The organism is Parapusillimonas sp. JC17 (assembly GCF_052180245.1).
Classification (GTDB): domain Bacteria; phylum Pseudomonadota; class Gammaproteobacteria; order Burkholderiales; family Burkholderiaceae_B; genus Parapusillimonas.
Genome location: NZ_CP197474.1, coordinates 894,928 through 916,062, shown reverse-complemented (window position 1 = coordinate 916,062; position 21,135 = coordinate 894,928). Strand labels below are relative to the sequence as shown.

Genomic DNA, 21,135 nt, shown 5'->3' with positions numbered 1-21,135 from the left:
GCTTTTGCGTGTTCCTTACCGGGCGTCATGGAAAATCAATCCAACGGTGTACCGTTTGCCGCTGCGCAGGCGGCTGACGCCATGGCGCATCGCAACCTTGCGCGTGCCGGCGCGTTTTCCGGCGGCCGGCCGCTGGTTGACCGTGAAAGCCACCGCGTCGCCTTGCTGCAGCGCCACGACGTCGGCCCGCTGGCCTCTTGCCGAGCTCTCCGTCATTACGAATTCTCCACCGGTGAAATCTCTGCCTGGCTCGGAAAGCAGGACAGCGACCTGCAAGGGGAATACATGCTCTCCGTACAGGTCCTGGTGCAGGCAGTTGTAGTCACCTGGACCGTATTGAAGAATGAGGGGCGTTGGACGTACCTGGCCTGCTTCGTGGCATCGCTCCAGGAAGCTGTCGAGCTCGTCCGGATAGCGTATGCCGACACCCAGCTGGCGGTTCCAGCGATTGGCGATCGGCGCAAGCCGAAGATACAGTGCATGGCGCAATTGATCGAGCAAGGGTGGCAATGGGTAGGCGAAATACTTGTATTCACCGCGGCCAAAGCCGTGCCGCGCCATCACGATACGCGAGCGAAAGCCTTCTTCACGCGGGTAAAGGGCGGAGACTTCCTTGCACTGATTCACCGACAACAGGCGAGGCAAGACCGCATTGCCATGTTCACCAAGCGATTGCTCGATGGCCCCCCAGTCGAAGGAGTCCAGTTGTGAAAGTGCTGTACAAGCTTCGCCTCCAGACCTGCGGGAGTCGTACTTGCAAGCGATAAGGAAAGGGCTCATTGCGCATCAGTCGTGTTTTCTGAAGATAATGCCAGTGTAGGCGTCCCAGCGGCCGTTGAGATTCCCGTTCCTTGCGATTGAACTTTTCTAGGTGCCCTCTAGCGCGCTGACTTCCCCGAAAGGTCTCCTTCGAGCAGCGGGCTTCGAAGACGGGAATAGCCGCTTGCCTTATCGTAGGCATCTCCGATCTGCAGCACGGCGGCGTCGGCATGTGCAGGCCCGATGATCTGGATACCGGCCGGCAATCCATGCGGGCCCAGGCCTGCCGGGGCCGCGAGGGCCGGAAGCCCCGCCATGGTTGCGGGAATGGTGACCTCCATCCAGCGGTGATAGGTCGCCATTTCGTGCCCGCCTATGGAATGGGGCCAGTCCAGCTCGGCCTCGAAGGGAAATACTTGCGTGGCCGGCAACACAAGGAAGTCGACGTGTTCGAACAGGGCATGCAGATGCTGATACCAGGCGCTGCGCACCTTCAATGCCTCGTAAACCTGAGGGCCGCTCAGCTGCAGGCCGCGCTCGATTTCCCAGACGGCTTCGGGCTTAAGCTTCGATCGAGTGCTCGGATCCGCGTACAGGGCGGCATTCGCACCGCTCACGCAGAAGCTGCGCAAATCGATCCAGGCCCGCCATAGACGCTCAAGGTCGAAATCCAGCGGCAGCGGTTCCACGCGGCAACCCAGCACCTCGAAATGCGCAAGCGCTTGCGCGCAGGTTTCGAGGAGACCGGGCTCCATCGGCAGGCGGCCGTCGAGATCGCCCAGCCAGCCGATACGTACGCCGCGCCAGTCGCGCGACGGAACTTGAAACGGCTGATCCAACCCCGACCCGCGACGCGTAAGCGGCGTTCGGGCATCGAAGCCGGCCTGAACTCCCAATAGCATCGCCAGATCGGCGACGTTTCGCGCCATGGGGCCAGCCACGCTGAACTGCTGAAAAAAGACCTCGTCCGCAGGGCCGTATGGCACGCAGCCGAAAGTGGTCCGGAAGCCATATACGTTATTGAAGGCTGCCGGCGTGCGCAGCGATCCCATCATGTCGGAACCATCAGCGACGGGCAACATGCGCAGCGCGACGGCGACCGCCGCACCGCCACTGCTGCCGCCCGCCGAAAAAGCGGTATTGAAGGCGTTGCGCGTCTTGCCGTACACAGGATTGTAGGTATGCCCGCCCAGACCGAACTCCGGGGAATTGCTGCGGCCAATGAAAATTGCGCCGCCTGCGCGCGCGCGTTCGAAAATGATCGCATCGGTTGCAGCGACCTGCCCGGCAAAGATCGGCGAGCCACGGGTGGTGACCATGCCAGCGACCGGCAGTATGTCCTTCGGCGCCTGCGGCAGCCCATGCAGCGGCCCTCTCCAGTGCCCGCGCGCCAGCTCGTCATCCAGGCTTCGAGCCTGCTTCATCAGCGCATCTGCATCGACCGGCGCAACAATGGCGTTGACCAGCGGATTGAGGCGCTCGATATGATCCAGATAGGCCTGCAGGACCTCTACGCAAGAAAGCGCACGGCCTGCAATGGCATGGGACAGCGAGACGGCGTCGAGTTCGACGACGGATGCGGATCGAATGTTCATAAAGGCTTTATGGATCCTGATGCAATTGGAGCCGCCACGACATTGCGCAAAGGCTCGCCTTGCACATAGCGCTCGAGGTTCTCAAAGAAAGCATTCGCCGCTCGGGCGCCATACCCCTGGGACAATGCTGCGAGATGGGAGGAAATCAGCGTTCTCGGTGTTTCCCACCACTCCGATGCCGCCGCCAATGGCTCGTCTTTGAAGACGTCGCTGTAATAGCCTCCAAGGCTTCCGGCATGTAAAGCGGACTGCACCGCGCCGTCTATGACCACTTCGCCGCGAGCCACGTTGATAAGGCAGGCGTGCGGGGCAAGCCTTGCCAGGAATTCGCGGTCGACCAAGCCACGTGTCCGGTCGTTCAAGGGGCAGGCAAGAAAAATCCAATCCACATCGGGCAACGCCGAGCCGCCCTGATCGAAACTCAACATGCGGTCAAATCCCGGCAACAAGTCCTGGCTTCGCCTGACGCCGCTTACGCGCACCGCCATGGCCTTCAGAATGCGGGCGATTGCTTGGCCAATAGGCCCCGTGCCGATGATCAATGCCTTGCTGCCGTTGATATCCCGGGGCCAATGAGCACGAGCCGGCGTGGACCATGCCTTTCTGGACTGGGCGGAAACCCAATCCGGCACACCCCGCGCCAGCGCAAGCATGCCGGCAATTGCCGTATGCGCCACGGTCTCCGAGGTGACGCCCGAAGATGTCGTGACGATCACTCCTCTGCGCAGCGCATCCTGCAGCACGGGCCGATCTGCACCGGCCGCCTGGGTGTGAAGCCATCGTAACCGGGGCACCTGCTCTATTACTCTTGAAAAAGCCCTAAGCCGCGGATGAGCGCCGACAGTGTCCTGCCCGCCCATCAGGTCCAATGACAGGAAGGCAATGTCCGCCTTTTCCAGCTTTGCGGGAGGCTCATCCCGAGTCGGGTCCAGACAGACCAGCTGGCTGCCAGAAGGGGCGATGGAGAGCACATGCTGTCCATATTCTCTTGCGAATTCCTGGGTCACCAGGATATGCATCACTTTTACTCCGGAGAAGGAGCTTTAGAGTATATAGGCAGAAAGGCGTCGGGCCGGCGCGACCCCTTTGCCGGCGACGCGCCATGCCGCTTGCGACCTGAAGGAAGACCGCGCTTCGGCTACTTTTCCAGCCAGTCCGACAGCTCGTCAGCGTGTTCTTCCTCGTCGGCCAGGATGCTCTTGAGCATTTGCGTCGTGGTTGGATCCTTGTCGCCGATGATACCAATCATTTGACGATAGACTTCGACAATCACCCGCTCAGCCACGAGATTGGCGCGGATCATGTCTTTCAGATCGGTCGATTCGTCGTAATCGGCATGACTACGCGCGGAGAAGCTCGCAGGGTCCAGCTTGGGTTCGCCACCCAATTGCACGATACGCTCGGAGAGCTTGTCGGCGTGCTCCTGTTCCTGCGTGGCATGCACCAGGAATTCCTCGGCAATGGCGGGCGACTCCAGGCCTTGGGCCGTGAAATAGTGTCGACGATAGCGCAGCACGCATACCCATTCGGTCGCGAGCGCATCATTGAGCAGCTTACAGATCTGCTCGGCATAGGGCTGTATGCTCGGCGTGACCGCGCCCTCGCTAAGACAGGAGCGAGCCTTGGAAATTGCCTCTTCGTCCAGGCTCAGGGTGTCGGTCGCTTGATTTGATGTTGTCGTCATGGCTGTCCTTCTAAGAGTTGGTAGACCTCTTAAAGGGTAGCGCCTTCAGCATCGCGTTTCTTTACAGTTTGTAAAGATAAGCGTCAATGCGCAAACCGGTGTTTCCGCGACACTACCGTACACCCATCAGCCAAGGACTGAACGCCGATGCGTGCTCTGCCAACTGCAGCAAAGACAGATCCCGTCGAGGGCGGCCCACCAGTTGCACCCCCAGCGGCAAGCCGCGGCGGCCGACGTCCAGGGGCAGTGCAACCGTGGGTAAGTGGAGCAAGGTCCACAGTGCGCCGAATCGCGGCGATCCGGATTGAAGAATGCCCTCTTCCGCTTCATCGTCCGCCGCGGGGTAGACGAGTGCGTCGATACCGTCGAAGAGTCCATCTACCCCACAGCGCAGGGCGAATGCGCGCTGCTGCATGGCCAGATACTCATCCAGGCCGATCAGGCTGCCGCCCGCCAGACGTTCGCGAAGCCGCAGGCTGATCTGTGCATTTGCCGTGATGCGCTCGTAGGCCAGGGCCTGGCGGCCTTCGTAGGCGACCAGCCGCCCTTGGTCGGCGATCAAGGCCTCATACGCCGGAGGCAGCGCCAATTCCTTTACCCCGATGCCTGCAGCCTCCAGTTTCGCGGTCCAGTTGCGCAAGGTGTCGATCGCCTGCGCGCTGGCGTGCCGCCATTGCGAGGACAGGCATACTCCCACCGTATAGCGGACATCTTCCGAGGCCGATTCATAACGCCGGCCGTGGATGCCGAGCACGAGAGCTGCGGCATCGGCCGCGCTGCGGGCCAGGACACCCACGGTATCCTGCGAAGGACTCAGCACATTGACACCCGCGGTGGATACCAGCCCGAAGCTGGGCTTGTATCCCACGACACCGCAATAGACCGCAGGCCGCGTGATGGAGCCCGTCGTCTGCGTGCCCCAGGCGACCATGGCCATGCCATCGGCCACCGCGGCGGCTGAGCCGCTGGACGAGCCGCCCGGCGTATGCGCAAGGTTCAGAGGGTTACAAGTGGGGCCTGGTGTCTGCGTGGCGAATTCGCTGGTGACCACCTTGCCCAGCAAGACAGCCCCCTCTTCTTTGGACAAGGCGACGCAGGCGGCATCCCGCGCGCTGCGGTTGCCTGTGTAGAGGTGGGAGCCGTAGCCTGTGGGGTACTCGGCGGTTTCGATGACGTCTTTGACCGCATAGGGAATCCCGCGCAGCAGCCCCTTGCATACGCCGGCATCCACCGCATCGGCCCCGGCCCGTACCCGGCCCGCATCATGCGCGACGAAGGCCTTGACTTCGGGGTCGCGGGCTTCGATACGCTCAAGACAATGCTCGGCCAGATCGCGCGCGCGAAGTTCGCCCGCCTCGATCTGTTCAAGGGCCTGCGCAATCGACGGGAATGGGCTGTTTGCACGCATTACGGCTTACTCGATGCGAATGTTGGCGTCCTGGATCACTTTTGCCCACTTGTCATGCTCGGCTTGCACGAATTTGGCGAATTCCGCCTGGGTGCTCTGGTTGGGTTCCGCGCCTTGCCGACGGATCTGTTCCTGTACTTCGGGCTTCGCCAGCAGCTTGGCGGTTTCATCATGCAGGCGGGCAACGATTTCAGCGGGAACTTTGGCCGGGGCGAACAAGGCGAACCAACCGTCTACCGAGTATCCCGGCAGACCTGCTTCGGCGATGGTGGGCACTTCGGGAAGCAGCGGCGAACGCTTGCTTGATGTCACGCCCAAAGCCACGAGCTTGCCCGATTTGATATGCGGCAGGCAGACGGGCAGGTTGCAGAACATGACCTGCACGCGGTTGCTGATGAGATCAGGTATGGGCTCGCTGCCGCCCTTGTACGGGATGTGCACCATGTCTGTGGACGACATGGACTTGAAAAGCTCGGCGGACAGATGCTGGCTGCCGCCCGCGCCTCCGGAAGCGTAGCTGTACGAGCCGTTCTTCAAGGCCTTGATCAGTTCCGTCACGGTTCCGACTTTCAGTTCGGGGTTTACGACCAGCACATTGGTTACCGAGGCTACGTTGGCGACCGGCACGAAATCCTTCAATGGGTCGAATCGCAAGTTCTTGTACAGGCTGGGATTGATGGCGTTGGTGCTCGCAGCGCCCATCAGCAGCGTATAGCCATCGGGCGCGCTCGTGGCGACAAAGCCCGCGCCGATATTGCCGCCGGCGCCCGGCCGGTTCTCCACCACAACGGATTGCCCCAGCGCTTCGGCCAGTCCGGAACCTACAGTACGGGCGAGTTGATCCGTCACGCTGCCCGCGCCGAAAGGCACGATCACGCGGATGGGCTTGTAGGGATAGTCGGCGGTCTGGGCGTGTGCGATTGACGCGGCGCTCATGGACAGCGCGAACGTGGCGGCAAGCGCGGCAAAACGACTGGCGTGGCTTTTCATATGAGGCTCCTCGGGTTGATGGTGGCAGCGGCGGCGCCGGACGCGCGGGATGCTACGGCGGGCGGGTTCGCTGATTCCTGCAGCAGCGATCTTAAGCCGTTCCATTTGTTCCATCCAATATAAAATTCAAGCCTTATCAATATAAAAATCGACCTAATAGGGAAAGCCATGGCGCTCTATTCGCGACAGATGCTCGCCTTCATGGCGGTGGCCCAAGAACTGCATTTCGGACGGGCAGCACGGCGCCTGCATATGACACAGCCCCCGCTCAGCCAGCAGGTGCGCCTCTTCGAAGAGCGCGTTGGCGTCACCTTGCTGGAACGCTCTACGCGCAGCGTGCGCCTGACCCCCGCCGGCGAAGCCATGCGCGACGCCATGCAGCGGCTCATGGACGACGGCGAGGCAGCGCTCGCCACCGCCCGCCGCGTCGCCACGGGCGAAGCGGGCTTGCTGCGCATGGGGTTCACGCCCACGGCGGCGTACCGGCTCGTTCCGGCAGCGGTGGGCGCCTACAGAGAATATCGGCCGGACGTACAGCTCTCCATGACGGAAGCCGATACCGGGCACTTGCGCGCCCTGCTCGCGCAGGAAAGGCTCGACGTGGCCGTCATGCGCCATACGTCCGACAGCCAGGCCGAGGGACTGCACCTTGAACCCGTGGATACTGAACCCCTGGTGGTGGCGCTGCCGTTGCGGCATGCCTGGTCATCCCGCCGCAGCATTCCCATCGAAGAACTGGCCGCTGTGCCACTCATTGGTTTCGCGCGCAGCACGTCGGCGTACTTTCACACGCTGCTGGCATCCTTGTTCGCACGGAATGGGCTGACGCCCGACTATGTCATGGAAAGCGTATTGCCCACACTGCTCGCGCTCGTCGAAGCCGGTATCGGCGCCGCCGTCGTGCCAGGGTCGGTCAGCGAACTACGCCCGGGCGGCGTAAAGTACCTGCCGCTCAAAGCACGCCATACCTTGCGGTCCACTCTGTACCTGGCTTATAGGAAGGATGGGGTCAACCCAGCCGTTCCCGCTTTGTGCGAAGCACTGAGGCATGCGGGTACGGCGGCTGACGAGGTCGGCTAGCGCAGTGCAGTTTGAAGTAGCGCACCACGGCACTGTATGGCGTCTTCTTTATATGCCTCTCGCTATCGAAGAGGCCATTGTCTCAAGTTACCTTGGATCGAAAAAGACGGGACGGGGTCACCCGGAGCAACCGCCGTCAAGGCTAGAATGGGCACCATCGCCCACTTTCTTCTACTCGACCAGTGGTTAACCGCAAACCAAAAGAATTCCCCAAGCCGCCTTCCCGCATCGACCTGCAACATCTTATCTTATGGATGTGTCTGTTCTTTGTAATCGTGGCCGTAGGCAACAGCCTGCACGCCGCCTATCGGGTTCAGCATGGCTTGTTACTTCAGCATAGTGCGGACACGAACCGCGATTACGCCGGCAGGCTGGCGCAATTAGCGGATTCGTTTCTTAGAAAATCGGCACAAGCCCTTGAAGCCGCTGCGCTTGACGTAGCTGAAAGCGGACTGGATCCTGCAGTCATACGCAAGGAGCTCGACCAGCTTGCCAGCATTACTGATGCCTTCAATACCATTATCGCAGTGGACTCATCAGGAAAGATAACCGCCGCCAGGCCTGAAAGCGAATTCTTGGTGGGCGCCGGGCTTCAGGCTTTTCAAGCTCGGCAGCTGCTTGATGCGAAGGAAGCGACAGCAATCAGTGGCGCCCTCAAAGGTCCGGGCGGCCAGTGGCTGAGCATCATTGCCCATCCGATATTTTCGCCCCATGGCAGCTATGCCGGTTTTGTCGGCGGCGCAGTGCACTTACAAGGCTCCAGCGCATTGCAGAACGCGCTGGACCAACTGCATTATCAGGACGGATCCTATTTCTACATCGTGGACGAGAAGGGGACGATTGCATACCACCCGAACCAGCATCTAATTGGACTTTCGCTTAAAGACACGCAACCTGTTCAGATGGTGCTGTGCGGAGAGGCAGGAACGCAACGCGTGGACGATACTGATTCGCATGGACAGCTCGTCAGCTACGCACCAATACCGTTCGCAAACTGGGGTGTTGTCACCCACCGGCCTATCGAGTTCGCGTTATCCAATATTGACGAACTGCTTTTGAAGACGTTTTACTATTCGCTGCCGTTGTTGGGCATTAGCCTGCTGGCCATTTGGTGGCTGTCGCGATTTATCGCCTTTCCTTTGCGTGAGCTTGCTGAAGTCGCAGCCAATATGGACGACCGAGCCAACTTTTCACGTATTTGCTTCATCAAGAGCTGGTACGTAGAAGCGGCCATGATCCAAAAAGCTTTGATGCACAGCTTCTCTGCGGTCAGCAGCCGGATACGAAAACTCCGCTTGGATGGTTCAACTGACCCGCTCACCCGCGTAATCAACCGCAGAGGCCTGGACATAGCGATCGAGAAACTGACGAGAACGGCACAGACTGTGGCCGTTGTGATGATCGACCTTGATTACTTTAAAGCTGTCAATGATAAGTTTGGCCATGCCGTTGGCGATGAAGTACTTAAGGCCATTTCTGTCTTGATTATGGCCGAAGCACGTAGGGAAGATATAGTTGCCCGCATGGGTGGGGAAGAATTCGTTATCTTATTGCCTGAAACAGACATCGAGGCGGCAATGCGTTTTGCGGAACGATTACAGTCCACCATAGAAAGAGCGTCCTTCGACAACGTAGGAAGAGTAACCATCTCCCTTGGAGTTGCTTGTTATCCCACGCATGGCGACGATATTCACGAGTCGCTGGTTCGGGCAGACGCCGCCCTTTACCGCGCAAAGGCGGCCGGGCGCAACTGCATACGTATGGCGTAGTGCCTTCCCCATGTCCCAAATGGTTTCGAGACAGCCAGAAGTAGTCGGAGATCTTCCTGCACAGCGAAGAATCAATGCTTCAGATCAGCCTGGGATGGCGCAAGGCCGGACAGTATGGCGGTCATCAGCAGGTCGGGTCCGTGATTGTGATCATTGCCATCCCGCTCTTCGTTAGTGCGCTGCCAATGGTTCAGCATACGTCCCAAGACGTCACCCGCCGCAGCGTTCGCAGACTGGACGCTATCATCATCCGAGTCGCCCCGACGATAAATGGTCTTCCCGTTCTTTATCGTTTGGCTCACTTTCACTTGATGCAGGGTTTCCGGATCAACTACCGTCGGGTCCATGGAAAGGATCACGAAATCAGCCAGCTTGCCACGCTCGATAGAACCCTTTTTGCTTTCCTCGAAGTGTTGGTAGGCCGGCCAGATCGTCATGGCTTTGAGGGCCGTCATGACATCCACGCGTTGGTCCGGCCCCAGAATGTCGCCAGAGCGCGTTCGACGCGTGACTGTCGCTGAGAGCACACGCATGGAATCCGGAAACGCGACCGGCGCATCGTGGTGGGTCGAAAACATCATGCCCCTTTCGCGCACCCAGCCTGTAGGTGAAATATTATCGGCATTCACAGGGCCAACGGTACGAACACGATGCCAATCGCCCCAATAGAAGGTATGCATGGGAAACAAGGATGGAAATATATCCAGCTCATCCAGGCTGGCAACTTGATCTTTACGTAGAAACTGACCGTGAATCAGTACAGCACGGCGATCCTTGGATGGATGTTTTGCTTTCGCTGTTCTGACGGCAGCCAATAGCAGATCGGAGGCGGCTTCGCCATTTGCGTGAGTAATGATCTGCACATCGTTGGCATACGCCCACTCGATTGCATCGAAGGTTTCGTCCGCCGTGACGGCCGGGTATCCGCGATAGTCAGCGCGATAGCCGGCGGGCGGATTGTAATAGGGGCGATCCCGAAATGCGGTGAACCCCTGTGGGGAACCGTCTATAGTCAGTTTCGCTCCACCGATTCTGAAGCCGTCGGTATATGTCTGACTGGCGTTCTTGACGATAAAGTCCCGATTTTCCATGACATCCACATATGTCACCACATCGATGGGAATACGCCCCGCGGTTGCCGCGGCCTGCATCAAAGGCACGATCGCAGAGGTTGCCCGCCCCTCTTGACCTGTGGTGTATCCATACTGGCTGAGCAATTGCGCACCCTGCTCGAACAATGATTGCGCCTGGGCTGCGGTCATCTTGCTGAACTGCTTAGCCAGAGCACTAAAAAAAGCCGCTTCTTCCAGTATGCCGTTGGGCTCCTGCGAGTTGGCATCGCGGCGGATGATACCGCCATCAGGGTTTTTCGTGTCCGCCGTGATTCCGGCCAGTTCCAAAGCCTTGCTGTTCATCACGCCAAGGTGTCCGGACTGATGGATTATGAGCACTGGCACATCGTTGGAAACAACGTCCAGATCCCATCGAGTAGGATGTCTTTGCTCGGCCAACTGGGCATCATCGTACCCAAAACCCATAATCATGCCGATAGCTTTGCGGGTGTCGCCATGGTCTTTCGACCATTTCTCAAGCGTCTTTTTCAGGCTACCGATGTCTGTGACATTTCCGTCAGGCGCAGATAAAAGATTGGCAGAAATAGCTTGAAGCCCGATCATGAATGCATGGCCATGCGCATCGACGAACCCGGGCAGCAGAGTTCGCCCTGCCAAATCCTGCATCGTCGTCTCTTTACCTTTGTACTGCTCGACCTCGTCAAGGGATCCCAATGCAAGAATCTGTCCGTCTTTCACGGCAACGGCCTCAACGCGGGGCTGGTCGTCATTCATGGTCAGCACCGTGCCTCCTGACCAAATCTGATCAGCCGCCTCCGCACCTATGGCGGCTTGGCTCAGTAACAGAGTGCCTAACAATGTAGCCAAGCTATGGATCGCAATACTGGTCATCCGTTCCAATTTCGTTTCTCTTTGACGCATGATAATCTCCCTTGCAACGACGAACCGTAACACAGTCCACTTGGATCAGGCGGCCTTCCGAGATGCCGCGGCCTCCCGCTGACGCTTGGCTTCCTCCAGCAAATAGACCTGGTAATCATCCAGGTCACCTTCGAAGTCTTTAACTCCGCCTTGCGCCACCAGCCAGAACTCGTCACAGACGGAACGAAGCAATGCGCGGTCATGGCTGACCAGCATCACCGAGCCTTCGAACTCGTTCAAGGCTACGCTCAGAGCTTCGCGGGTAGCCAGGTCCAGGTGGTTGGTCGGCTCGTCCAGCAACAGCAGGTTGGGACGCTGCCAAACGATCATGCATAAAACCAGGCGCGCTTTTTCGCCACCGCTCATGCTGCCCACCGGCTGCTTGACCATGTCGCCGCTGAAGTTGAATGTACCCAGGAAATTGCGCAGCCCCTGCTCGCGGCAGTCCGTCGCGCTTGGGCGCACGCTGGCCGGCGTGTCCCGCGCCAGGCGGATCATATGCTCAAGCGGATTGTCGGCAGGCCTGAGAACATCCAGCTCCTGCTGCGAGAAATACCCAATACTCAGGCCTTTCCCTGTGATGATTTCGCCGGAGATCGGTCGCAACGCGCCGGCAATGGTCTTGACCAGCGTGGATTTGCCTTGTCCATTGGCGCCAAGAATGCCGATGCGCTGCCCGGCCAAGACGGAACGCTTGACGTTCCGTACGATGACGGTCGGCTTTGCGTCGGCCGGAGCATCATCGGGCGGCGGATAGCCACAGCTGGCCTCCGACATCGATAGCATGGGGTTGGGCAGGCTCAAAGGCTCTTTGAATTCGAACTGGAACTCGGCGTCGGCCAGGACGGGCGCAATCTTCTCCATGCGTTCAAGCGCCTTGACGCGGCTCTGGGCCTGCTTGGCCTTGCTGGCTTTTGCCTTGAAACGGTCAATGAACTTCTGCAGGTGCGCGACCTTTTCCTGTTGTTTGGCGTGTGCCGCCTGTTGGAGCACCATTTGTTCCGCCCGCATGTCCTCAAACTTGCTGTAATTTCCACCATAGCGGACCAGCTTGCCATGGTCTATGTGCAAGGTAACGTTGGTGACGGCATCCAGGAATTCCCGGTCATGGCTTATGACCACCATCGTGCCGGCATAGCCCTTGAGCCAGGCTTCGAGCCACACCAGCGCGTCCAGATCCAAATGGTTGGTCGGCTCGTCCAGCAGCAACAGATCCGACGGACACATCAGCGCGCGCGCCAACTGCAGGCGCATGCGCCATCCGCCCGAGAAGCTGTTTACCGGCCGTTCAAGCTCGCTTGCGCTGAAACCGAGCCCCAGAATCAGCGCCTGCGCGCGTGAGGGGGCATCGTGTGCACCGGCGTCATGCAGCGCCATATAGGCGTGGGCCATGCGCATGCCATCGTCGCTGGCTTCCGATGCGGCGACTTCGGCTTCTGCCGCTTGCAAGAGGGTATCGCCTGCCACCACGAAATCGGTTGCGCTTTGCTCGGTTTCGGGCATGTCCTGTGCTACCTGCGACAAGCGCCACTGCGTCGGCATGGAAAACTCGCCGCTGTCCTCATGCAGCGTGCCATTGAGTACCGCGAACAAGGAGGACTTGCCCGCGCCATTGCGACCGACTAAACCCACCTTCTCACCAGGGTTGAGGTTGATGGAAGTTTGATCGAGCAATACTTTGCTGCCGCGACGCAAGGTCACGTTTTTTAAGATAATCATTAAGTGCAGGCCTGCGCGGGATGCGGCGGAAGCCGCTTAAGAGGGCAAAAATTGTAGCATTTGCCCGATTTGTTCCGTATATTGGGTAGAGTGCGCATGGCGCAGGTTAAAGCAAAGGAGCACCTATGAAAAAGAAAAGCAAGCCAGATCCGGACGAGGTAGCGCTAATTGAATGGTGCATGGAGGTCGAGGGTTTCCTGGTGGCCGGTGGTGCAACGTTGCGTCAGGCACAGGAGCACATCGAAGAGCAGGCTGAATGGTTTACCGACCAGTTTTATAACGGACTGACGCCTGAAGAAGCGGCCGCAGAAGCGTTGAACTGACTACGGCCCATTTCAGCGTTAGCTGCTCTACAAAGACGCCCAGCATTTTACTGAGCGCTCGCATCCGCCAGAGCGCGCAATTCGCCCGTGTCGCCTTTCAGGATGAGCGCCCCTTTGGCATCGAAGCCGAAACCGCGCACCGCGAGCAGATGCTGCGTGAATCGCTGCTCCCACTCCATCTGCGCCGGCGCGCAGGCCATTCGAGTGCTGCCCACCTTGTCTATGACCAAGCCTTCTCCCGTCAGGGTATAAGCGCCAAAAAAGCGATTGCACCCAGTACTGCCCGCAACCCGCCCCTCGGGCAGGAATGAAATCCAGATCGACGGACTCGCTGCGACCGGCTTGCCGGATATATCGAACACCTTCCAGGCGACGCCTTGCAGCAAACGCGACGGATCCCCACCGCAACCCTGCCGGGATTCGCCTTCCTCTTGCAGAGTAACGCGCTGCGGCCGCGGCATGCCGCTCATGCTGTCTACGCAGATACCGTCATCCACGCGTAGCCGCACCGTATTTTGTCCGTCGCCTCCACCTATGGTCTGGCCGTCAGGTCGCGTCTCGAGCACCTGCGCATCGACCACGCGCGGTGGCTTGCCGGGTTCGCGCAACGTCAGTTGCCATCCATCGTAGTCAACCGCCCAGAATGGCTCGTTGCTCGAAGCCTGGAAAGGCGGAATCACGGTACCCGCGGGCGCGCACTGCGGCAGCGCTTCGCCAGACCATGTGACCGTGGCCAATGGTCCCTTGCCCCAGAACTGGGTATCGGGATCCCCCGGCAACTGATAGCGCGCACCCGAAGCGGCGATCACTGGGGCAAGGATCCGGCTCTTGCCCCGTACAACCACCTCCATTGACGTTCCGACCAGACGCGTCTGGATAGGCAATCGCGCGCAATACAGGGTTTGAAATGGATGTGTCGCCTCTGTTATTTCCGTAACCCGCAGGGCGCCGGAAGGCGCTGCGTGAGCAGAGAATGCCGCCAGGCAGCTTGCAGCCGCGAAGCCGTGAAGCAACCATTTGCCGCGGCGGCGAGTTCTTGTCCGATCGACACGAGGGCCCAAAGTTGCAATGCTGCGTATACCAATGATCATGGCCGGCCTTTATAGGAATGACACGAGTCGAGCATACCAAATCTGTAATGACCCACTGAATTCCTACTCAGGGGGGATACAATGTATTTGTCTCCACCCTTCGATCAGAGGGCGGCGCTGCACGTGAAGTACTACGCCGTATTCTGCGTGGCAGGTATTTGCCGCTATTTGGCAATGCCCTGGAAAGAGCTGCGGGTACCGGCACCCGCCCAGGCCATTGCTGCATTCGACGTGGAAATGCGCTTCAAGAAGCCGGCAGCCGCTGCTGATCGCGAGAGAGCCCTCGCGATCCTTGATCGGCTGGACGACGCAAAGTAAGGAATCTCAATGCCATTCGAAGGAAGCTGTCACTGTGGGACTGTTAAATTCAAAGTTGACGCTCAGCTGCCCACCAAGGCCATTAGTTGCAATTGTTCTCACTGCCGACGAAAAGGGCTGTTGTTGTCCTTCTTTCCCGCAGAGCAATTCGTATTGATGCAGGGCGAAGAAGCCCTTCGCTCCTATAAGTTCAACACGCACAAAATCGAACATCGGTTTTGCCAGCACTGCGGCACCGAGCCCTTCGCCTATGGAGCTAACCCGGACGGCTCTGCAGTTCGCGCCGTCAACCTACGCTGCGTACCGTCAATCAACCTTGATGCCCTGGAACTCCAGCACTACGATGGTGCGAAAGCATGAAGGCAGTCATCCAACGTGTCAGCCAAGCCTCCGTGTCTATTGACGACCTTATCGCGGGCCGCATCAGCAAAGGATTGCTGGTGCTGATTTGTGCCGAAACGGCTGATACCGAATCGACCGCCGACCGCTTGCTGGCCAAGCTGCTCAAATTGCGCGTTTTTAGTGATGCAGCGGGCAAGATGAACCGCAGCATTCAGGACGTTGAAGGCGGTTTGTTGATTGTCAGCCAGTTCACACTGGCCGCCGATGTCTGGAGCGGCAACCGGCCCGGCTTCACCGGCGCGGCCGACCCCAAAACCGGTGAAAGACTGTACGACTATTTTGTGCAAGCAGCCCGCAAATTGCATCCGATTGTGGAAACCGGTGCCTTTGGCGCAAACATGCAAGTCAATCTGGTCAACGACGGCCCCGTCACGATTCCGATCCAGCTATAGCTGCCGGCCGTGAACCAGAAGCAGCCAGTTGCCTAAATATGGAGAGCCGCAGCGACCAGTCATCCAAACGTCCATTTTCTGATTCAGCCCAAGGTCATTTCGAGCGGCAGTAAAACCATCCCGGCTTGGCGCCAACCATAGAAAATAAGAAGCACGACAATCGCACGCCGAGCGTATGGACTCAGGAATTTTGAGAATCATCGCATGCGGGTCGTGGCTCAATGCGGCTGGAACGGTGTAATTAACCGCAATGGGATGAATGCCCTGATCCCCCGATTATGGGGAAGTGTGCCTGACACCATAAAGGGGCCGGAATGATACCATATCCGGCCATCCCGGCTTTTTCCCTCGCCCGTGCGTGGAGATCACGCCGCACATCCGCAAGCTGGCCGACGAACTGATCGGCGAGATGCTGTCGCTGATCCCGATGACGCAGGAGCGCCTCGAAAGCGCGCTGTTCGAACTGATGCTGGCCATCAGCGAGCAGTATTCGTCCCTGAAGCGCATCGACGATCTGGTCCGGCCGGAAGGGTTGCAGTTGCCGGACTCCCGCATCCAGCGCGCGATCGGCTACATCCGCGACAATCTCGGCCAGTCGCTGGACGTGGACAAGCTGGCGGCTTCCGCCCATCTGTCGCGCGCGCAGTTCTTCGTGCGCTTCCGCCGCGCCACCGGCATGACGCCGCACGTATTCGTCAATACGCTGCGCGCGGAAGCCGCCTGCCGCCGCCTGGCCGAGCAGGAGCGCTCCAGCCTGGGCCGCCTGGCCGAGGAACTCGGCTTCTCCGACCAGGGCCATTTCACCCGCTTCATCCGCGGGCATTTCGGCGTGACGCCGAGCGAGTACCGGCGCGTGGTGCAGGTGTACGGCTCGGCCTGAACGCGCCGCCCGGCCTATTCCTTGCGTGTGCGCGAAGACTTCGCGGCGCCGTTTTCCAGTTGACCCGGCAACCCCGCCAGCGTGGCGGCAGAGGGCGCGCATTCGAGCATGGCCTGGAAGGTGTCGAGGATGTTGTCGAGCGTGAATTCCGGCAGCCATAGCCGGCTCGGCGAATGCGCCTCGTCCAGCGGCGCTTCCTTGATCGAAAGCACGGCAGTCGTATAGATCGCCACCAGCGACAGGCGCTGCTCCAGCAGCGGCCCGGGAAGGTGCGCGAGCAGTTCGCGGAAATGCTGCAGACAGCGGCGATAGCCGGTGTTCCATTGATTGCCGATGTACTGACGGAACAGCGGGCGGTGGGTCGATTGCACGTTGGAGAGGAAGCGCAGGTAGGTGCCGCCCTCCGCCTCGGTCACGGTCAAGCGATGCACCGGCAGGATGAAGGCGCCTAGCACTTCGCGCACGGTAGGCGGCTTGCCCGTGGCCGCCATCTCGTCCAGCATTTCCTGGCGGAATGCATCCACCTTCTTCGCGCCATCGACCAGCAGTTCGCCGATCAGCGCTTCCTTCGACCCGAAGTGGTATTGCACCGAGGCCTTGTTCCTCTGGCCGGTCGCCGCAACGATGTCGGTGGCCGAAACGCCGTCGATGCCGTGCAGCGCGAACAGCCGCTGGGCCACGGCCTTCATCTTGTCCCGTGTTTCCTTGCCGTCCGAACGGAGGGGTTTGACTGTAGACATGTTTAGTTAAGGGTATAGACTTATTTAAGTAAGTGTACTTAAATATGGGTGTGGAGACCAGAGGTACAAGCCGCAGCGCCGCCTCTGATTTGAAAAACAAGTCGAGTTGAAAGGAAGATCATGAGCCGCGAACAGGAAATTGTCGCCCGCTCCCGGGCATTCAGGAAGCAGTATGTCGAGTCCACGCCGGGCTGGTACCGGGGCGAGATGCATCTGGGCTTCACGCTGGTCTTTACGATAGGCGTGCTCTGGTATTGCGCGATGCAGCTCGAAAACGTGAGCTGGCAGGAGTGGGTGTACGTGGTCGTGCCGATGTTCCTGTTCGGGAACTGGGCCGAATGGGCGGGACACCGCTATCTGCTGCACAGCCCCAAGAGCTGGCTCAAGTCCGCCTACAAGCGTCACGTGGCGACCCATCACCAGTTCTTCTCGCACAAGACGCTGGAATACGACGGCCAGAAGGAATGGCGCGCGCTGCTGTTTCCGCCGTTCGCACCCATCCTGTTCGTGCTCGCCGCGCTGCCGCCGGCGATCCTGATCGGCACGCTGTGGTCGGCCAATGCCGGCTACATCGCGGTGCTGACGATGGCAGCCTATTTCCTGATGTATGAGGGCCTGCACACGCTGTCGCATCTGGAGCATCCGATCCTCGACCGCATCCCGCTGGTCAACACGGTGCGGCGCATGCATGTCCTGCATCACAACCCGGACTTCATGCACACCCGCAATTTCAACCTGACCTTCCCGATCTGCGACGCGCTGTTCGGCACCAGCGACCTGAACAAGGGCGTGCTGGCCACGTTGTTCAACGGCATGTCGGACGAGGCGCGCAAGCCGGAGGACAAGGCCAAGCTCGCCGCGCAGCAGGCCGAACGGGCCACGGCCGCCGCCGAAGCCGGTTCCGCGGGCGGACAGGCGGCGCAAGAGGCGCGCCGCGCCTGAAGCCTTTGTCGATGGTGCGGCCATCCCTTGAGGGCAGTGCGCGGCTTTTCGGCGTTGCAGGCGAGGCAATGCCGATGCTGCAGTCGCACATCGATCCAGACTCTATGGCAAAAATGCAGAGCCTGGGGCAATGCCCTCAAACGGATGCACCTGTAAAGTGCATTGCACATAAATGGACGAGGTGCGCTTCGCAGCATCCGGCCGACACAAGAAGCGAAACAAAAAGAGCGCCCGAGCGCTCGTCAATTCCTAGGAGAAGACGATGCAATTCAAAAAACTGTTAACCATTCTTGCCGTGGCCGCCGGCGCGACCCTGAGCGCCGCTGCCGGGGCGAAGGAACTGCGCCTGGGCCTGATCGTGCCGGCCACCCACGAGTGGACCAAGGCCGCCAACGCGATGGGCGAGGAGCTCAAGCAGAAATCCAACGGCAAGTATTCGGTCAGCACCTTCCCGGCCGGCCAGTTGGGCAACGAAGCGCAGATGATGCAGCAACTGCAGACCGGCGCACTCGACATGGCTTTCATGACCGCCGCCGAAGTGACCAACCGCGTGCCGGACATGAGCGCGCTGTTCGCTCCGTTCCTGGTCAACAGCCCGCAACAGGCCGAAGTCCTGCTCAACGGTCCGACCGCGCAAAAGATGCTGCAACGCCTGCCCCGTGAAATCGGCGCCGTCGGCTTCGGCTATGGCGTAGCGGCGATGCGCCTGATGCTCAATGCCTTCCCGACCAACAGCGGCGTCGACCTGAAGGGCCGCAAGATGCGCATCACGCCGTTCCCGCCGGTGCGCGACTTCTATCAGTTGCTGGGTGCGGCTTCGACCCCGATGCCGCTGACCGACGTCTACGACTCGCTGGCCAACGGCCAGGTCGACGGCGTGGATGCGGACCTCGAGCTGGTGTGGCGGATGAAGTTCTACGAGCGCGGCAATACGCTGGTGCACTCGAACCACATGATGTTCCCGGTCGTGGGCCTGATGTCGGGGCGCGTGTGGCAGCAACTGCCGCCGGCCGACCGCGAGTTGATCGCCGCCACCGCGCGCAAGCACCTGAACAGCCTGTTCGCCACCTACGCCACGGTCGAAGGCGAGATGCTCAAGAACATCGAAGACACGAAGAAGGTCAAGGTCGTCAAGGTGGGACCGGAGCTCTTCGGCGATGTGCCCCAGAAGTGGGAAGAAATCTGGATCAAGCGCACCCCGATCCTGGCCGATCTGCGCAAAGAAGCCGCCGCCATCAAGTAAGGATGCCCACTCCCTTGTGTGTTGAGCGTTCCCGAGCGGAACGCTCACATTTGTTGTGGTCAAATTTAAATGGACACTTTGATCGGGTGTTTTCCCCCCGACAAGGAACATGAAGAGATGACCGACAAGACAACCGACACAACCAAGACTCGCCGAACCTTTGACCCAGCGTTCAAGTTACAGGTGGCGCGCATGGTGCGCGAGCAAGGCGTCAGCGTCAGCCAAGTCTGCCGCGAAATGAAGCTGACCGAAAGTGTGGTCCGACGCTGGGTGCACCAACTGGATGAAGAATTGGCCGGCAGGCCCGGGATTGGCAAACCGTTAACGGCTGAGCAGCAGCGTATTCGAGAACTGGAAGCCGAAGTCCGGCGACTGAAATCGGACAACGAAATTTTAAAAAAGGCCTCGGCCTTCTTCGCACGGGAAATGAAGTGATCCACGATGTCGTCACTGAGTTAGCGAAGAAGGCACCGATCAAACAGGTCTGTCAGGCATTGGACATCAGCCGCTCTGGTTACTACGCCGCGCGTCGCAGGGCAAGTACACCTGCACCCATTTGTCAGGACAGTGTACATGCCCTGGCGGTTTTTCTGGCCAGTGGCCGCACCTATGGGAGTCGTCGCTTGAGCGCAGCACTGCGTGCCCAAGGTCATGACGTTGGACGCCACCGCTGTCGAACCTTGATGAAAGCCTGCGGACTCAAGGTCTGTTGGCGTCGCAAGTTCGTTCATACCACCGATAGCAAACATCATCTGCCGGTGGCTGCCAGAGGGCACCAGCACCACTCCGAGTGTGTCGGAAACCTAACCACTGTCGAACTGAACGACCTTTTTGACCGTCTTGGCACGCCGGAAGCCGGACGAGAGCTTGTGCTCAAGGCACGGCAGGAAGCCCCAGTGCGATCGGTCCAATCTCGCGGTGGAAACGTCTTGACGCAATACCAAAGCTGGAAGATGGGCCGAACCCAATACACCGAAAGCCGGCATCTGGAGTTTCCAGCGGTCATCGGTCATGAGTACGATCCGGCCGTTCTTGAGTACTACCTGCAACCTTGTGAGCTGAAAATGATGTACGTCGATGACGATGGCGAAGTGCATGAGTTCTCATCCGCCGCCGCAATGGAGGTGAAGCCGTGAACAAGGTAACGATGCCGGAGCCGACTGGCTATCTTGTGAAAAACAAGCGCCACCCAGAAAGCGATGGGGCGCTGCATTGGGATTGCGCTTCTGACCGGCTGCCGACGCGGCGAAATCCTCAAGATGCGGCCTGATGACATTCAGGGCAACCGGCTGCGTATTCACGCGGGCAACACAAAGACGCTCAGGGAGCGCACGATACCCATCGTTCCAGCGCTGCGCCCCTGGCTTGACCGGCTTCCCCTTGCTATCAATGCCGAAGGGCTCAAGGCAGGGTTTCGCAGGGGGCGGGAAAAGGTGGACATGGAGCACGTCAACTTCCACGACCTGCGCCACTCATGCGCAAGCCTGCTGATCAACATGGGTGTGTCGCTGGAAGTGGTGCGGGATATTCTCGGCCACACAACAATAAAAACGACCGAGAGGTACGCGCATTTGGACGTGGAGAGGCAGGAAGAAGCGCTGATGCAGCTGTCGAACGCGGTGGGCGCTGCCTAAAATTACACCCGAAATTACACCGGGCTGATTATTCTGGATTTATGGAGCAACCCTAAACCGGCGCAAAGCCAGTATTCATGCGGGTTTCGGTATGGTGGGCGGTACTGGGTTCGAACCAGTGACCCCTGCCGTGTGAAGGCAGTGCTCTACCACTGAGCTAACCGCCCGATCG

General features: G+C 59.5%; 20 protein-coding genes, 1 tRNA gene and 1 pseudogene. 11 read left to right on the top strand and 11 right to left on the bottom strand.

Going from position 1 to position 21,135, the window contains the following annotated elements; genetic code table 11:
- Window positions 1-15: 15 nt before the first annotated feature.
- The 6 genes from ACSBPU_RS04390 to ACSBPU_RS04365 form a co-directional block, all read right to left on the bottom strand.
- Entirely contained in the window at window positions 16-780 is a 765-nt protein-coding gene (locus tag ACSBPU_RS04390; RefSeq protein ID WP_442595935.1) for a 2OG-Fe(II) oxygenase, read from the bottom strand.
- A gap of 98 nt (window positions 781-878) precedes the next feature.
- Window positions 879-2,354, bottom strand: a complete 1,476-nt coding sequence (locus tag ACSBPU_RS04385; RefSeq protein WP_442595933.1) for an amidase — start codon at window positions 2,352-2,354, stop codon at window positions 879-881.
- Entirely contained in the window at window positions 2,351-3,373 is a 1,023-nt protein-coding gene (locus ACSBPU_RS04380) for a D-2-hydroxyacid dehydrogenase (RefSeq protein ID WP_442598544.1), read from the bottom strand. Before ACSBPU_RS04380 ends, ACSBPU_RS04385 begins: the two co-directional genes overlap by 4 nt.
- A gap of 119 nt (window positions 3,374-3,492) precedes the next feature.
- Window positions 3,493-4,038, bottom strand: a complete 546-nt coding sequence (locus tag ACSBPU_RS04375) for a ferritin-like domain-containing protein (protein WP_442595931.1) — start codon at window positions 4,036-4,038, stop codon at window positions 3,493-3,495.
- A 112-nt stretch (window positions 4,039-4,150) separates the two neighbouring features.
- Window positions 4,151-5,446, bottom strand: a complete 1,296-nt coding sequence (locus ACSBPU_RS04370) for an amidase (RefSeq protein ID WP_442595929.1) — start codon at window positions 5,444-5,446, stop codon at window positions 4,151-4,153.
- Between the two features lie 6 nt (window positions 5,447-5,452).
- Window positions 5,453-6,436 (bottom strand): Bug family tripartite tricarboxylate transporter substrate binding protein, encoded by a 984-nt coding sequence (locus ACSBPU_RS04365; protein ID WP_442595927.1) that lies wholly within the window; start codon window positions 6,434-6,436, stop codon window positions 5,453-5,455.
- 168 nt (window positions 6,437-6,604) lie between these two features.
- Here ACSBPU_RS04365 and ACSBPU_RS04360 point away from each other — a divergent pair, with 168 nt between their 5' ends.
- Both ACSBPU_RS04360 and ACSBPU_RS04355 read left to right on the top strand, forming a co-directional pair.
- Window positions 6,605-7,516 (top strand): LysR substrate-binding domain-containing protein, encoded by a 912-nt coding sequence (locus ACSBPU_RS04360; RefSeq protein ID WP_442595925.1) that lies wholly within the window; start codon window positions 6,605-6,607, stop codon window positions 7,514-7,516.
- A gap of 182 nt (window positions 7,517-7,698) precedes the next feature.
- On the top strand, window positions 7,699-9,285 hold the full coding sequence (locus ACSBPU_RS04355) for a sensor domain-containing diguanylate cyclase (protein ID WP_442595923.1): 1,587 nt from the start codon (window positions 7,699-7,701) through the stop codon (window positions 9,283-9,285).
- Between the two features lie 71 nt (window positions 9,286-9,356).
- On the opposite strand, the gene ACSBPU_RS04350 is transcribed toward ACSBPU_RS04355, so the two are convergent.
- Together ACSBPU_RS04350 and ACSBPU_RS04345 are read right to left on the bottom strand one after the other, a co-directional pair.
- Window positions 9,357-11,279, bottom strand: a complete 1,923-nt coding sequence (locus ACSBPU_RS04350; protein ID WP_442595921.1) for an amidohydrolase — start codon at window positions 11,277-11,279, stop codon at window positions 9,357-9,359.
- A gap of 45 nt (window positions 11,280-11,324) precedes the next feature.
- A complete protein-coding gene (locus tag ACSBPU_RS04345) occupies window positions 11,325-12,998 on the bottom strand; it encodes an ABC-F family ATP-binding cassette domain-containing protein (RefSeq protein ID WP_442595919.1) in 1,674 nt (557 codons plus the stop codon).
- Between the two features lie 125 nt (window positions 12,999-13,123).
- Between ACSBPU_RS04345 and ACSBPU_RS04340 the strand changes: the two genes are divergently transcribed.
- The gene (locus ACSBPU_RS04340) at window positions 13,124-13,321 is read left to right on the top strand and encodes a hypothetical protein (protein ID WP_442595917.1); all 198 of its coding nucleotides are present in this window, start codon (window positions 13,124-13,126) and stop codon (window positions 13,319-13,321) included.
- Window positions 13,322-13,368: 47 nt separating this feature from the next.
- On the opposite strand, the gene ACSBPU_RS04335 is transcribed toward ACSBPU_RS04340, so the two are convergent.
- Window positions 13,369-14,172, bottom strand: coding sequence for an META domain-containing protein (locus tag ACSBPU_RS04335; RefSeq protein ID WP_442595915.1), 804 nt, complete (start codon window positions 14,170-14,172; stop codon window positions 13,369-13,371).
- 321 nt (window positions 14,173-14,493) lie between these two features.
- On the opposite strand from ACSBPU_RS04335, the gene ACSBPU_RS04330 reads away from it, so the two are divergent.
- From ACSBPU_RS04330 to ACSBPU_RS04315, 4 genes are all read left to right on the top strand, one after another.
- A complete protein-coding gene (locus ACSBPU_RS04330) occupies window positions 14,494-14,730 on the top strand; it encodes a hypothetical protein (protein ID WP_442595913.1) in 237 nt (78 codons plus the stop codon).
- Window positions 14,731-14,739: 9 nt separating this feature from the next.
- Window positions 14,740-15,090: a GFA family protein gene (locus ACSBPU_RS04325; RefSeq protein ID WP_442595911.1), complete on the top strand. Its 351-nt coding sequence runs from the start codon at window positions 14,740-14,742 to the stop codon at window positions 15,088-15,090.
- A complete protein-coding gene (gene dtd / locus ACSBPU_RS04320; protein ID WP_442595909.1) occupies window positions 15,087-15,524 on the top strand; it encodes a D-aminoacyl-tRNA deacylase in 438 nt (145 codons plus the stop codon). Before ACSBPU_RS04325 ends, dtd begins: the two co-directional genes overlap by 4 nt.
- 358 nt (window positions 15,525-15,882) lie before the next feature.
- Window positions 15,883-16,404: a helix-turn-helix domain-containing protein gene (locus tag ACSBPU_RS04315; protein WP_442595907.1), complete on the top strand. Its 522-nt coding sequence runs from the start codon at window positions 15,883-15,885 to the stop codon at window positions 16,402-16,404.
- A 14-nt stretch (window positions 16,405-16,418) separates the two neighbouring features.
- On the opposite strand, the gene ACSBPU_RS04310 is transcribed toward ACSBPU_RS04315, so the two are convergent.
- On the bottom strand, window positions 16,419-17,144 hold the full coding sequence (locus ACSBPU_RS04310; RefSeq protein ID WP_442595905.1) for a TetR/AcrR family transcriptional regulator: 726 nt from the start codon (window positions 17,142-17,144) through the stop codon (window positions 16,419-16,421).
- Window positions 17,145-17,264: 120 nt separating this feature from the next.
- On the opposite strand from ACSBPU_RS04310, the gene ACSBPU_RS04305 reads away from it, so the two are divergent.
- The 4 genes and pseudogenes from ACSBPU_RS04305 to ACSBPU_RS04290 all read left to right on the top strand — a co-directional run bounded on the left by ACSBPU_RS04305 (window position 17,265) and on the right by ACSBPU_RS04290 (window position 20,963).
- Window positions 17,265-18,086 carry a sterol desaturase family protein gene (locus ACSBPU_RS04305; RefSeq protein WP_442595903.1) on the top strand — a complete coding sequence of 274 codons (822 nt, stop codon included), beginning with the start codon at window positions 17,265-17,267 and terminating at the stop codon, window positions 18,084-18,086.
- A 262-nt stretch (window positions 18,087-18,348) separates the two neighbouring features.
- Window positions 18,349-19,329 (top strand): TRAP transporter substrate-binding protein, encoded by a 981-nt coding sequence (locus ACSBPU_RS04300; protein ID WP_442595901.1) that lies wholly within the window; start codon window positions 18,349-18,351, stop codon window positions 19,327-19,329.
- A 117-nt stretch (window positions 19,330-19,446) separates the two neighbouring features.
- Window positions 19,447-20,093, top strand: a pseudogene (locus ACSBPU_RS04295) (transposase); the annotation flags it as partial.
- Window positions 20,094-20,528: 435 nt separating this feature from the next.
- Entirely contained in the window at window positions 20,529-20,963 is a 435-nt protein-coding gene (locus tag ACSBPU_RS04290; RefSeq protein ID WP_442595899.1) for a site-specific integrase, read from the top strand.
- A 92-nt stretch (window positions 20,964-21,055) separates the two neighbouring features.
- Here the strand turns inward: ACSBPU_RS04290 and ACSBPU_RS04285 are convergent.
- Window positions 21,056-21,130: transfer RNA gene (locus tag ACSBPU_RS04285), tRNA-Val, on the bottom strand.
- Window positions 21,131-21,135: the final 5 nt, after the last annotated feature.